This window comes from Microbacterium terricola (genome assembly GCF_027943945.1).
Taxonomy (GTDB): domain Bacteria; phylum Actinomycetota; class Actinomycetes; order Actinomycetales; family Microbacteriaceae; genus Microbacterium; species Microbacterium terricola.
Window position 1 is genome coordinate 2,261,957 of record NZ_AP027141.1, and the last position, 13,225, is coordinate 2,275,181.

Here is a 13,225-nt window from a genome sequence, read left to right on the forward strand (position 1 = left end):
GGGGTGACGAGGATCCGCCCGCGGTCGGTCGTCCTACTGGACCGACCACCCGCCGTCGCTGGCGAGGATCGCGCCGTTGATGTTCACGCCGTCATCCGACAGCAGGAACGTGATCGACGCCGCCAGCTGCTCGGCGGTGGCGACAGACGGGATCTGCGACTGGAACGGCTGCAGACGCGCCTGGCCGGCCTCCGACACGTGCGGCGGGAAGGGGATGCCGGTGGCCACGCCACCGGGCGCCACCGCGTTGACGCGGATGCCCGCGGGTCCGTACATGAACGCGGCGCTCTTGGTGAGGCCGACCACGCCGTGCTTGGACACCGTGTAGGCGTTGCCGGAGGCGTTGCCACGCAGACCGGCCTCGCTCGCGACATTGACGATCGCGCCCTTGCCTGCCTCGACCATCACGGGCAGCACCGCACGGCTGAGCTTGAACGCGCCAGTGAGGTTCACTGCGATGACGCGGTCCCACGTCGCGTCGCTGGTCTCGGCCAGCGGCGAGAAGTCGTCGTTGATGCCGGCCACGTTGGCGAGCGCGTCGATGCGCTCCCCTGCCGCTGCGACGATCTCGTCGATCGACTCCTGCTTCGTGATGTCGCCGGCCACGGTCACGACATCGGCGTCCGGCAGCGACGCCTGGAGCTCCGCGAGCTTCTCCGCCGACACGTCGACGGCGACGACGCGGCCGCCCTCGCGGGCGACGCGGGAAGCGGTGGCGCGGCCGATGCCGGACGCGGCACCGGTGACGATGACCGTCTTGCCGGCGAAGCGGCCTCCGGTGACCTTCTCGGCCCACGCGCTGCTCTCGGTCTCCTCCGGCAGCTCGCCGCCGTTCGCGGCACGCACGAGGTCATCGATGACCGACTGCGGCAGCTGTCCCTGGCTGAGCGCGACCAACTGCTGCAGCGGCAGCCCCTTGATCGGCGCGAGCGTCTCCTCGGTCGCTCCGGACTGCGCGAGCAGACCTCGCACCAGATCGCCGCCGACCGGGCTCTCGAGCCAGTCGCCGATCGAGCTGGCCGCGGTCAGCACCTTGTTCTCCGACATGTGATTCCCTTCATCCACCGGCCCTCGGGCGGGCCTCCGTGGACTCAATTCCCATGCGGGAATTCCTATTCCCGCGTGGGAAATCCTATGCTCGAGTCGACGGATGATCAACAGCCGGAATCGGAGGCGCGCGATGGCCACGTCTGACAGCGATGGACCCCGGCGCGGACGCGGCTCGAGCGCGGGCCTCGATCGCGATCAGATCATCCGCGCCGCCCGCGGCCTCGACCCGGCCGCGCTGACCATGCAGGCGATCGCGACCGAGCTCGGCGTGGACCGCAAGGCGCTCAACTATCACGTGACCGATCGCGAGAGCCTGCTCGAGATGCTGGCGATCGATGCGTTCCAGCAGCGCTTCGCCGCCATCGAGCTCGACCTCGGCGAGACCTGGCAGCAGGCGAGCCGGGCCTACGCCGGCGCACTGTGCCGCAGCATCCTCGAGACCGGCGAGTGGGTGCCCTACTTCCGCTTCACCTCGCCCCGCGACCTCGCCGTGGTCGGGCCCGCCGAGGTCGTCGCGGCACGCATGCTCGCCGCCGGCTTCGATGCGATCACCGTCAGCCGCGGCATGCACCTGCTCTTCTCGATCTGCACGGGCTATGCGCGCGACGCGATCACCGCGGCCCACGAGGGCGGCGTGCACCCCCAGATCGAGGAGCTGCGCACGGCGCTCGCATCGGCCGACGGGGAGTACGGAGCGATCCGCGGCCTCGTGGACGCGCGCGTCGACAACTACGGCGACGCTCAGTTCGACTTCGACGTCGACGCCTTCGTCGCCGCCATGGAGCGGCTGCTGCCCTGACGACGGCAACCGACGGCATCCGACGGCATCGATGCAGCGGAATGGCCGCCGCGCGCCGGGCGTTGACGCCAGCATGCGACGTTTCGGCACCCTTTCATTCGGCCACTACGGACCCCTCGGCGGCGGCCGGCAGCTGACGGCGGGCGACTCGCTGCGCCAGGCGGTCGACCTCGCCCAGGGGATGGACGACCTGGGCGCCAACGGGATCTACTTCCGCGTGCACCACTTCGCTCGCCAGCAGGCGTCGCCGATGCCGCTGCTCGCGGCGATCGCCGCGACCACCGAGCGCATCGAGATGGGCACAGGCGTGATCGACATGCGCTACGAGAATCCGCTGTACCTCGCCGAGGAGGCGGCGGCGGTCGATCTGCTCAGCGACGGTCGTCTCGCTCTCGGCGTGAGCCGCGGTTCACCCGAGACCGTGGTGCGCGGCTACGAGACCTTCGGCTACACCGGCGCCGTCGATCCGCGCGGCGCCGACCTCGCTCGTGCCCACTTCGACACGTTCCTGCGGGCGATCGACGGGGAGGGGATGGCCGACGGCGATCCGAGCAGCCCGTTCGGCGGGGTGGCCGGTCGCGCGCGCATCGAGCCGCACTCCCCCGGACTGCGGTCGCGCGTGTGGTGGGGCGCCGGCAACCGCGAGTCCGCCGAGTGGGCGGGGCGTGTCGGCGTGAACCTGATGTCGTCGACGCTGCTCACCGAGGCGACGGGTCAGCCGTTCGACATCCTGCAGGCCGAACAGCTCGACGCGTTCCGCGCGGCGTGGCGCGAGGCGGGGCACCAGGGCGAGCCGCGCACCTCCGTGAGCCGCTCGATCTTCCCGATCACGACGGACGAGGACCGGCTGTACTTCGGCCGCAGCGGCGAAGGCGACGGCATCGGCTACATCGACGGCTTCCGGTCCACCTTCGGCAAGACCTATGCCGCCGAACCGGACGTCCTCGTCGAGCAGCTGCTGCAGGACGCCGCGATCCAGTCCGCCGACACCCTCATGCTGACGATCCCCAGCCAGCTCGGTGTGGAGTTCAACCTCCGGCTCGTCGAGTCGTTCGCGACCCATGTGGCGCCCGCGCTGGGCTGGGAGAGCACCAGGGCATAGGAGCCGGGACGGGGCGGCGTCATGCCGCCGCCCCGGCGGCAGGTCAGAGGACGACGAGGAAACCGAGCGCGGCACTCACGACGGCGAGAAGACCGAGCACCAGCGAGGGCGCGAACGCCTCGTTCCGGCGGATGTGCACGACGACTGCCCCGGCCATCAGCACCGCGAGGCAGACGGCGGCGATGGGCGTGAGGATCGGCAGGATGCCGGTGGCCAGCGGCAGGACGAGCCCGAGACCGCCGATCACCTCGGCGACACCGATCGCCTTGATGTTCGCGGGGGCATAGTCCTCGGTCCAGGCCATTCCCGCGGCCAGCAGCTGCGGCTGCGGGCGGAGGGCCTTCATCGAGCCGGCGGCGATCATCGCGAGGGCGAGCAGGGCGTTGACGATCCAGAGGGCGATCAGCATGGTGGTTCTTTCCGGTGGGGTTGGTTACTGTTGGTTAGTAACCCCATGATGCGTGACGGATGCACGCTCTGCAAAAGGCACATGGGAGTAACCGAGGCACAGATGACGACGCGACAGACGGCTCCGATCGCCGCACCCATGAGCAGCTACGAAGGCTCATGTTCGGGCGATGCGGGCGACGGACGCGCGATCCGCGAGGTGCTCGACCGGATCGGCGACAAGTGGTCGCTGCTGGTCATCGGCACGCTCCGCCGCGAGCGCCTGCGCTTCAGCGAGCTGCAGCGCCACATCCCGGGGGTGTCGCAGCGGATGCTCACCCTCACCCTGCGTCAGCTCGAGCGGGACGGACTCATCACCCGCACGGTGCACGCCGAGGTGCCGCCGCGCGTGGAATACGAGCTCACCGAGCTCGGCACGACGCTGATCCAGGTGGCGACGGCCCTGGCCGACTGGGCGACGAGCGAGTATCCCCGGATCGAAGCCTCGCGGGCCGCCTACGACGCGCGCTGAGGTCGCGCGTCAGCGGTTGCGGAGCGCCCGCGAATCCACCCAGAGCAGGCGCGAGCCGAAGTAGAACTTGTACCAGATGCGCTGCGCGTCGGTGATCTCTATGGCGGTCCCCGCTTTGAGGGTTCCGGCCGAGCTCCCCCCGGGTCCGGTGCGCATCGTGACGGACTTCGCGGCCACCATCTGCTTGGCCGGGTACACCTTGGCCTTGCCGAACGACCCGTTGAAGTGCGTGTACACGGTGCGGCTGATCGCCGCCAGGTCGGCCTTCGACGCGTCGTCGTAGCCGATGATCGACAGGACGTAGGTGGAGCGCTTGCCGTACACGATCGCCGTGTCGGCCTGCAGGAGTCCGGTGGAGATCCACAGGGCCCCCGGCTTGCTCTGCTGCTTGACTCCGGCCGGGATGCCCGACGGGATCCGGGACGTCCAGATCTGGCTGCCCATCAGGTCGAGCAGGTAGCTCTTCCGCTTCCCGTCGAGTCCGAGCTCGCCGTTGCGCAGCATCTTCACGAAGCGACTCAGATCGTTCGTGGTCGTGCGGTTGCCCGCGTAGAGGACGCTCGCCCCCTTGGGTACGGAGCCGTACGTCGAGTTGCTGAATCCCCATCGTTTCAGTGCGTGATTGAGGTTGCCGATCCCGAACCAGTGCACGATGTCGGCGTGGCAGTAGTTGTCGGAGGCGTGGATCATGACCCTCAGACACGTGCCGAGGGTGTACCCGGATGCCAGCTTCGTGGACAGGGATGCGGTGCCCGTCTGCACCCGTCGCAGCGCCGCCCATGCGGCGTAGAGCTTCATCATGCTCGCCGGCTCGAGCCTCGACGACCCGCGGATCGATGTGCTCTGACCCGTGTCGCTCACTTCGCGGACCGTGACGGCGTACTTGCCGCCGCGGTTCGCGATCGTCGCGTTGATGGCCGCGGTCAGCGACGCGTTGAGCTTCGGTCGCTGCACCGTGCACGAGGTGTTGGCTGCCACGGCGGCCGTCAGCCAGTAGGTGGCGCCCACCGGGAGCGGCTTCGCGTTCATGGCGGCGGTCTGCGCCTGCACCTGCGACTGCACGCAGGCGTACACCGTGTAGGCCATCGGCTGTCTGGTCGCGCCCGCGAGCGCACCGCCGAGGGCGGCGTCGGCGAGGCTCGAGGGATTCACCATGATCATGCGCGCGGCCCCCGCGGGGTGCTGTTTCGCGGCAGCGGCGGACAGTCCGTACAGGGTCTCGGAGCTCTTTCGCACCACGTCGAAGCCGGCGCCGGCCAGTGAGCGGTAGAACGACGAGCCCACCGACGCCGTGCTGCCCAGGATGACGATCCGCGTCGCCCCCGTCGCCTTGAGAGCTCGCACGGTGGAGTCCGACGCGGCACTCCGCGACCCGTCGACGAGGAGCGCCGCACGCCCTGTAGCGGCCGCCGCCGCGATGGCGAGCGGGTAGCTCCGCAGCGACGCGCCGGTCAGGTAGACCGCGTCGACCTTTCCAGGCAGCCGGCTCAGGACCAGGCGCGAGCCGGTGAAGCGGGAGCCGACGGTCATCTTCTCGACGCCTGCGATGCCGCCGAGCGTCGTGTACACGGCCGAGCGGATGTGCCCGCTCCCCGCGACCACGATGATCTTCGCCGGCTTCAGGCGCTTGAGCTCGGTGACGACCGCACTCGGCACGGCCGTCGACGTCGTGTACAGCATCGGCGCGCCGAGCTGGGCGGCGAGCGCGGCGGCGATGGCCGGCCCGACCTCCGCCGATCCCAGCGCCACGACGGCGGTCGACGCCCCGCTGGTGAACGCCGAGCGCGAGGCACTGGCGGAGCGCGCGTAGACGTCGGCGTCGCCGATCCGCGACGTGGTCGGCACGACGGCGGCCGCTGCCGTGACGGCGTCTGCCGCATCCTTCGTCCCCGCGCGCGGGGCGACGGTCGGAGACGGGAGCGGCGTGGCGGTCGGGGCCGGCGTGGCCGTGACGTCGGGCGACGCGCTCGGAGTCGGCGCGGGCGACGGGCTGTCGGCGGGCGTCGGCGAGTCGTCGGGAGCGGGCGAGTCGTCGGGAGCGGCGGTGGGCGTCGCCGATGGTGTGGCGGACGACGTCGCAGACGGTGCGGAGCCCGCATCCTCCGCCGTGGCGGACACGGGGACCAGCAGCGCCACGACGACGGCGGCACCGGCCGCGACCGCTGACATCCGGGTCAGCGACCGACTGCTCTCACTCCGACGACGTATCCACACTGTCCTTCGAAGGTAACCCGTGCGGTCAGGGTGGCACCCCCTGTGACACCCGGGATTTCACGAAGTCCTCATGCCGCCGCACCAGGGGCACGACCGGTATCCGGTGTGGCGCGATAATCGAACCATGACCCGGCCGGCGTACTCCGCCCTCTCGAGCTACTCCCGTGTGCAGATCCTGCGGCAGCTGCAGGCTCGGCCGCGGCGCACCGTCCCCGAGCTCTGCAAGGCGACCGGCCTGCACGCCAACACGGTGCGCGAGCACGTCCAGCGGCTCATCGACGGCGGCTACGTCATCGCCGAGACCGAACACCGCACCACCCGCGGGAGGCCACGAGTGCTGTACAGCGCGGCGACCGGCAGTGCGGCCGCGTCGAGCCCCATCGCCCGGCGCAAGGCCGCGGACGCGGCTCGCCGCGGTGACCTCATGCGCCGGGTGATGCCCTGGACAGATGCCCACCTCCCCGCCGACGCGGCACACCAGCTCGACGCGCTCGTCGACGACCTCGCCGGAGCCGGCTTCGACCCGGTCGTCGACGAGGCGGGCCTCACGATCGACCTCTCCCCGTGCCCGCACGCCGAGGCCGACGGCTCGCACCGCGCGGTCCTGTGCGCGGTGCACGTCGGCCTGATGGAGGGCGTCCTCGCCGAGGCGGGCGGCCCGCTGCATGTGGCCGAGCTCAGGACGACGTGCGATCCGAGCCAGTGCTCCGTGCGACTGCAGGAATGAGACGCTCCGACCCTGCGTAGACGTTCATCGAGGCCCCGCGGAGGAAGCCGATGAGCGAGAGCCCGGCCGACGCGGCCAGTTCGACGGCGAGCGACGACGGGGCCGAGACGGCGGACAGGATCGGGATGCCGGCCATCACGGCCTTCTGCACGAGCTCGAAGCTCGCCCGCCCCGACACCATCAGCACCTGCCCGCTGAGGGGCAGACGGTCGTGCAGCACGGCCCACCCGACGACCTTGTCGACCGCGTTGTGCCGGCCCACGTCCTCGCGGACGACGACGAGCTCACCGGTGACGGCGTCGAACAGCGCGGCCGCGTGCAGCCCGCCGGTCTTGTCGAAGGCGGCCTGCTCGGCCCGCAGGAGGTCGGGGAACGTGACCAGCAGCTCGGGCGCGATCGTCACAGGATCGGTCGCGACGTCGTACGTCGAGACGGTCTGCACCGCGTCGATCGACGCCTTGCCGCACAGGCCGCACGAGCTCGTCGTGTAGAAGTTGCGCGCCGATGCCGGGTCGGGCAGCGCCACCCCGGCGGCGAGCGCGACGTCGAGGACGTTGTACGTGTTGCCGGTGTCGCCGGGACCTGCGCAGTGGATCGCGGTGCGGAACTGGCCGCCGTGCGAGATCACGCCCTCCGACACCAGGAAGCCCGCGGCCAGCTCGACGTCGTGGCCCGGCGTCCGCATCGTCACCGCGAGCGGGGTGCCTGCGACGCGGATCTCGAGGGGCTCCTCGACGGCGAGCGTGTCGGCGCGGCGCGCGGGCGGGACTCCCAGAGTGATCTTCACGACCGGACGGCGTGCGGTGATGCGCCCCACCTCAGCCCCCGATGGCGTTCATGCCGCGCACCGGCTGCAGGAAAGAGGGGTCGTTGATCGCGTGCCCGGGGAGCTTGCCGGCCACGCAGGCGCGCAGCATCCGGTCGATCCCGTCACCGGACTCCGCCTCCGTCTCTGCCTCCTGTGACGGTCGCAGGGTCGGCAGCAGGTCGTACTCGCTCGTCGAGAACAGGCAGTTGCGCAGCTGCCCGTCTGCGGTCAGGCGGAGGCGATCGCAGTCGCCGCAGAACGGTGCGGTCACCGACGCGATCACACCGACCGTGTCGGGCCCGCCATCCAGCAGCCAGCGTTCCGCCGGCGCTCCCCCGCGGCCAGGGACCGGCGCAAGCGCCCAGCGGGCACCGAGCGCCTCGAGGATCTCGTCGCGCGTGACCATCGACATGCGGTCCCAGGTGTGACCGGCATCCAGGGGCATCTGCTCGATGAACCTCATCTGCGCATCGTGGGCGATCGCGAACTCCACCAGGTCGACGAGCTCGTCGTCGTTGACGCCGCGCATGGCGACCGCGTTCAGCTTCAGCGGACGCAGCCCGGATGCCGCTGCCGCCGCGATCCCCTCGAGCACATCGTCGAGCCGGTCACGGCGCGTGAGCTCGTGGAAGCGGTCGCGTCGCAGGGTGTCGATCGAGATGTTGAGACGGTGCAGCCCCGCCGCCTTCAGCTCCGGCAGGAACTCGGGGAGGCGGATGCCGTTGGTCGTCATCGCGATCTGCACGGGCGCGCCGTCCGGGGAGGTGATCTCGGCGAGGCGACGAACGACCTCGACGATGTCCGCGCGGAGCAGCGGCTCGCCGCCGGTCAGACGGAACGTGGTGACCCCCGCGGCGGCGGCGGCACCCGCCACCCGCACGATCTCGTCGAGGGTCAGTATGCTGCTGCGCGCCAGCCACTCGTTGCCCTGCTCGGGCATGCAGTAGGTGCAGCGCAGCGAGCAGCGGTCAGTCAGCGAGATGCGCAGGTCTCGGTGCACGCGACCGAAGCGGTCGACCAGCGCACCGCGGGCGGTCGCATCCGGCTCGGCGGACGCGGCTCCGCTCGCCGGCGCCCTGCGGGCGAGGGTGAGCGGGATCGCGACCATGGTCCGAGGCTACCCGCGCCCAGCAGGCACAGGCGGTCGGATTATTTTGCACGGCCCACCCATCTAGCCACCCTGGGAGCGCGCTGTGTACCGTGACCTTCAGATAGGTGGAAGGGTTTCGCAATGGATCTTCTCGACCCGCTCCTGCTGGCACGCTGGCAGTTCGGCCTGACGACGCTGTACCACTTCCTGTTCGTGCCGCTCACGCTCGGCATGGCTCTCACCGTGGCGATCTTCCAGACCACCTGGTTCCGCACGGGCAACGTGAAGTGGCTGCACCTGACGCGGTTCTTCGGCAAGATCTTCCTGATCAACTTCGCCATGGGCGTGGTCACCGGAATCGTCCAGGAGTTCCAGTTCGGCATGAACTGGTCGTCGTACTCACGCTTCGTGGGCGACGTGTTCGGCGCCCCCCTCGCCTTCGAGGGCCTGATGGCCTTCTTCTTCGAGGCGACCTTCATCGGCCTGTGGATCTTCGGCTGGGACAAGCTGCCACGAGGCCTGCACCTGGCCAGCATCTGGATCGCGACGATCGGCGCCTGGTTCTCGGCGTACTTCATCCTTGCGGCCAACGCGTTCATGCAGAATCCGGTCGGCTACCAGATGGCCCAGGACGGCGGCCGGGCCGAGATGGCCGACTTCGGCGCCGTCCTGACCAACCCGGTCGCCCTCGCCGCCCTGCCGCACACCCTGTCGGCGGCCTTCATGATGACGGCGGGCGTCGTCATCTCCGTCGCCGCCTGGCACCTCGCCCGGGGACAGAACCAGGAGATGATGCGCCCCGCGCTGAAGTACGGCCTGTGGGGCATGCTCGTCTCGTTCGCGTGCGTCGGCCTCTCCGGCGACCAGCTCGGCCTCGTGATGGTGCAGACGCAGCCGATGAAGATGGCCGCCGCGGAGGCGATGTTCGACTCCGCGTGCGGAGCGGATGCGTCGTTCTCGCTGTTCTCGATCGGCACCCCGGACGGCACGGGCGAGATCTGGTCGCTGCGCGTCCCCTACCTGCTCGCGCTGCTGTCGACGCACAGCCTGGACGGCTGCGTCGAGGGCATCAACGATCTGAACCTCGAGTACACGACCACGATGTTCCCGCAGTTCGCCGATCAGGTCGACGGCAACTTCGCCCCGGTCCTCTGGGTCACGTACTGGTCGTTCCGGTGGATGATCGGCCTCGGCGCGGTGGCGGCCCTGACCGCCGTGGTGGGGTTGTGGCTGACCCGCAAGAACGCGAAGCGCGAGGTGCCGCAGTGGGCGTGGAAGCTCGCGATCTGGGCATGGCCGGCCTCGCTCGGCGCGATCCTCGTGGGCTGGATCTTCACCGAGATGGGCCGCCAGCCCTGGATCGTGTTCGGCCTCATGCTCACCCAGGACGGCGTCTCCCCGTCGGTGCCCGGCTGGACGGTGCTGATCTCGCTCGTCGCGTTCACCGCCATCTACGCCGCCCTCGCGGTCGTCGAGGTCGGGCTGATCGTCAAGACGGCGAAGACCGGCCCTGAGCCCCTGCCGGATCCCGACGCACCGCATCCGTCCCAGATGTCGGTCGAAGACACCCCGACGACGGTCTACTGAGGAGGCGGCACCATGGATCTCGCATACGTCTGGTTCTTCATCGTCGGCGTCCTCTTCGTCGGCTACTTCGTCCTCGACGGCTTCGACTTCGGGGCGGGCATGTCGCTGCCGTTCCTCGGCAAGGACGACATCTCGCGCCGGCAGATCATCAACACGATCGGTCCCGTCTGGGATCTCAACGAGACCTGGGTCATCGTCGCCGGCGCCTGCCTGTTCGCCGCGTTCCCGGAGTGGTACGCGACGCTGTTCAGCGGCTTCTACCTCGCCCTGCTGCTGATCCTGCTCGCCCTGATCGCGCGTGGCGTCTCCTTCGAGTACCGCCACCAGCGGGATTCGCTGAAGTGGAAGAAGGGCTTCGACACGATGATCGTCATCGGGTCGTTCGTGCCCGCACTGCTCTGGGGCGTCGCCGTGGGCAACATCGTGCAGGGCGTGCCGCTCGATGCCGATCACGAGTTCACCGGGTCGCTCCTCACGCTGCTCAACCCGTACGGGCTGTGGGTGGGTGTGACGACGCTGCTGCTCTTCTTCGTGCACGGCGTGTACTTCATCGGGCTGAAGACGGACGGGCAGGTGCAGCGCGACGCGCAGACACTCGCCAAGCGCCTGGCGATCCCGACGGTGATCTTCGCGGCGGGCTGCGTGCTCTGGACGCTCGCGATCGCCGCCGGCCGCGACGCGCCGCTGTTCTGGCTGTCGGTCACGTGCGGCGTGGTCGCGGCGGTGTCGCTGCTGATCTCGGTCGCCGCCAACTGGCGGGGCCGAGACGGCCGGGCGTTCGCCGCGGGTGCCGGGACGATCGTGTTCGCGGTGCTGACCCTGTGGACCGCGCTCTTCCCGTACGTGATGCCCTCGTCCACCGACCCGGCGTTCAGTCTGACGATCGAGAACGCGTCGAGCACCGACTACACGCTCACGATCATGACGTGGGCCGCGGTGATCTTCCTCCCGCTCGTGCTGCTGTACCAGGCGTGGACGTACTGGGTGTTCCGCAAGCGGGTCACGCGGACGCGCATCGAGAAGGCCGCCGCCGCCGTCCACTGACCCTGACCGCCGATCCGTTTACGGACGGGACACGCCGCCTCGGCCAGCGCGTACACGGCGCGTCGCGTCCGTAAACGGAGGCATGGAAGGATCGACGAATGGCGACGAGCGAGACGACCGCGGCGTCGCCCACCGCCGATGCGGCCGCTCCCCCGCGCATGAGCGGCAGACCGGTCGACCCCCGCCTGGTGCGGTACGCCGCCGCATCCCGCTGGTTCTTCCTCGCGATCGGGGCGATCGCGGTCGCGCAGACGGCGACGGTGGTGGCCTTCGCGTGGCTCCTCACCCGCGCGATCACCGGCGCGATCGACGGGATGCCGGTGCCCGAGCTGACCGCGACCCTCGGCTGGCTCGCGCTGGCCGTGGCCGTGCGCGCGACCCTGCTGTGGGCGCGCGAGGAGGTCGCCGCCCGCGCCGCCGCCCGCGTCGAGCTGCAGCTGCGCGCGGGGCTGGTCGAGGCGATCGACCAGCTCGGACCGGAGTGGCTCGCGACCCAGAACTCCGCCAAGATCGCGGTCACCGCAGGACGCGGGCTCGACGCGCTCGACGCGTACTTCGGCCGGTACCTTCCGCAGCTGGTGCAGACGGTCGTCGCGACGCCGGTCATCCTCGCGGTGATGTGGTGGCAGGACTGGATCTCGGGACTCACCGTGCTGCTCACGCTGCCGCTGATCCCGCTGTTCATGGTGCTGATCGGCCTGGCCACCCGCACCGTCCAGCACCGGCAGTGGCGCAGCCTGCAGCGGCTCGCCGCCCGCTTCGCCGACACCGTGCAGGGGCTCGCGACGCTCAAGGTCTTCGGACGGCAGCACCGCGCCGCCGACTCGATCGAGCGGGTCACCGACACCTACCGCGCCGAGACCATGCGGGTGCTCAGGGTCTCGTTCCTGTCCGGGTTCGCCCTGGAGTTCCTCGCGTCGATCTCGGTGGCCATCGTCGCGGTGTCGATCGGATTCCGGCTCATCGACGGCTCGCTGATCCTCGCCGTCGGGCTGTTCGTGCTGCTCCTCGCACCCGAGGCGTACCTGCCGCTGCGGCAGGTGGGCGTGCAGTTCCACGCGGCCGCGGAGGGCGTCGCCGCCACCGACGACGTGTTCGCGGTGCTCGATGCCGCGCGGGCCGCAGACCCGGCTCCGGCCGGCGACGCGGTACCTGCAGGAACGACCGGCACGGAGGACGGGATGCTGCGGCTCGACGGCGTGCGCGTGCACCGCGGTGACCGGGCGCTGCCCCCGGTGTCGCTCGTGGCCGCGCCGGGCACGGTGACCCTCATCGAAGGGCCGAGCGGCGCCGGCAAGTCGAGCCTGTTCGCGGCCCTGCGCGGAGCCGCCCGCTTCGAGGGGACCGCGCACTGGGACGGCCGCGACCTGCGCGGGACCCCGCCGTCGGCCTGGCTGGCCTGGGCCGGTCAGCAGCCGGGGCTCATCGCCGGCACGATCGCCGAGAACGTGGCACTGGGCGATGGCGTCGACGGCGGGACCCCGGACGGCGACCTGGTCGTGCGCTCGCTGGAGCTCGCGTGTGCGGGCGATCTCGACGCGGGCATGGTGCTCGGGGTCCAGGGGGCGGGGCTCTCCGGCGGGCAGGCCCAGCGGGTCGCCGTCGCGCGCGCGATCCACCGGCACCTGCGCGGCCGCGCGCCGGTGATCGCCCTCGACGAGCCGAGCTCCGCGCTCGATGCCGACACCGAGGCGCGCCTGTGGGGCTCGCTGCGGGTCCTGGCGGACGACGGCGCCGCAGTGCTGCTCATCTCCCACCGCACCACCGCGCGGTCGATCGCCGATCGCGTCGTCCCGCTCGCCGCCCGCGAGGTGCACGCGTGAGCCGGCCGGTCGCGACCGTCCCGCGCACCGGGGCCGCCCCCGCGGCACCGGTCACCGCTCGT

General features: G+C 70.7%; 12 protein-coding genes. 7 read left to right on the forward strand and 5 right to left on the reverse strand.

Annotation, left to right across the window (positions count from 1 at the left end):
* Positions 1–33: 33 nt before the first annotated feature.
* A complete protein-coding gene (locus Microterr_RS10685; RefSeq protein WP_263797955.1) occupies positions 34–1,047 on the reverse strand; it encodes an SDR family NAD(P)-dependent oxidoreductase in 1,014 nt (337 codons plus the stop codon).
* Positions 1,048–1,180: 133 nt separating this feature from the next.
* Here Microterr_RS10685 and Microterr_RS10690 point away from each other — a divergent pair, with 133 nt between their 5' ends.
* Both Microterr_RS10690 and Microterr_RS10695 read left to right on the forward strand, forming a co-directional pair.
* Entirely contained in the window at positions 1,181–1,849 is a 669-nt protein-coding gene (locus Microterr_RS10690) for a TetR family transcriptional regulator (RefSeq protein WP_263797953.1), read from the forward strand.
* A gap of 73 nt (positions 1,850–1,922) precedes the next feature.
* On the forward strand, positions 1,923–2,951 hold the full coding sequence (locus Microterr_RS10695) for an LLM class flavin-dependent oxidoreductase (RefSeq protein ID WP_263797951.1): 1,029 nt from the start codon (positions 1,923–1,925) through the stop codon (positions 2,949–2,951).
* A gap of 43 nt (positions 2,952–2,994) precedes the next feature.
* Here the strand turns inward: Microterr_RS10695 and Microterr_RS10700 are convergent, their stop codons facing one another.
* Positions 2,995–3,360 carry a DoxX family protein gene (locus Microterr_RS10700; RefSeq protein ID WP_263797950.1) on the reverse strand — a complete coding sequence of 122 codons (366 nt, stop codon included), beginning with the start codon at positions 3,358–3,360 and terminating at the stop codon, positions 2,995–2,997.
* Positions 3,361–3,462: 102 nt separating this feature from the next.
* Between Microterr_RS10700 and Microterr_RS10705 the strand changes: the two genes are divergently transcribed.
* The gene (locus Microterr_RS10705) at positions 3,463–3,870 is read left to right on the forward strand and encodes a winged helix-turn-helix transcriptional regulator (protein ID WP_318528824.1); all 408 of its coding nucleotides are present in this window, start codon (positions 3,463–3,465) and stop codon (positions 3,868–3,870) included.
* Between the two features lie 9 nt (positions 3,871–3,879).
* Here Microterr_RS10705 and Microterr_RS10710 read toward each other — a convergent pair whose 3' ends face one another.
* Positions 3,880–6,039 (reverse strand): serine hydrolase, encoded by a 2,160-nt coding sequence (locus tag Microterr_RS10710; RefSeq protein WP_263797949.1) that lies wholly within the window; start codon positions 6,037–6,039, stop codon positions 3,880–3,882.
* A 169-nt stretch (positions 6,040–6,208) separates the two neighbouring features.
* Between Microterr_RS10710 and Microterr_RS10715 the strand changes: the two genes are divergently transcribed.
* On the forward strand, positions 6,209–6,811 hold the full coding sequence (locus Microterr_RS10715) for a winged helix-turn-helix transcriptional regulator (protein ID WP_263797948.1): 603 nt from the start codon (positions 6,209–6,211) through the stop codon (positions 6,809–6,811).
* Here Microterr_RS10715 and fdhD read toward each other — a convergent pair.
* Both fdhD and moaA read right to left on the reverse strand, forming a co-directional pair.
* Positions 6,762–7,628: a formate dehydrogenase accessory sulfurtransferase FdhD gene (gene fdhD / locus Microterr_RS10720; protein ID WP_263797947.1), complete on the reverse strand. Its 867-nt coding sequence runs from the start codon at positions 7,626–7,628 to the stop codon at positions 6,762–6,764. The genes Microterr_RS10715 and fdhD overlap by 50 nt on opposite strands.
* 1 nt (position 7,629) lies before the next feature.
* Positions 7,630–8,727, reverse strand: coding sequence for a GTP 3',8-cyclase MoaA (moaA, locus tag Microterr_RS10725; RefSeq protein WP_263797946.1), 1,098 nt, complete (start codon positions 8,725–8,727; stop codon positions 7,630–7,632).
* A gap of 123 nt (positions 8,728–8,850) precedes the next feature.
* Between moaA and Microterr_RS10730 the strand changes: the two genes are divergently transcribed.
* From Microterr_RS10730 to cydD, 3 genes are all read left to right on the forward strand, one after another.
* Positions 8,851–10,296 carry a cytochrome ubiquinol oxidase subunit I gene (locus Microterr_RS10730; protein WP_263797945.1) on the forward strand — a complete coding sequence of 482 codons (1,446 nt, stop codon included), beginning with the start codon at positions 8,851–8,853 and terminating at the stop codon, positions 10,294–10,296.
* Positions 10,297–10,308: 12 nt separating this feature from the next.
* Positions 10,309–11,340 (forward strand): cytochrome d ubiquinol oxidase subunit II, encoded by a 1,032-nt coding sequence (gene cydB, locus Microterr_RS10735; protein ID WP_263797943.1) that lies wholly within the window; start codon positions 10,309–10,311, stop codon positions 11,338–11,340.
* A gap of 158 nt (positions 11,341–11,498) precedes the next feature.
* Positions 11,499–13,163, forward strand: a complete 1,665-nt coding sequence (gene cydD, locus Microterr_RS10740; RefSeq protein WP_263798772.1) for a thiol reductant ABC exporter subunit CydD — start codon at positions 11,499–11,501, stop codon at positions 13,161–13,163.
* Positions 13,164–13,225: the final 62 nt, after the last annotated feature.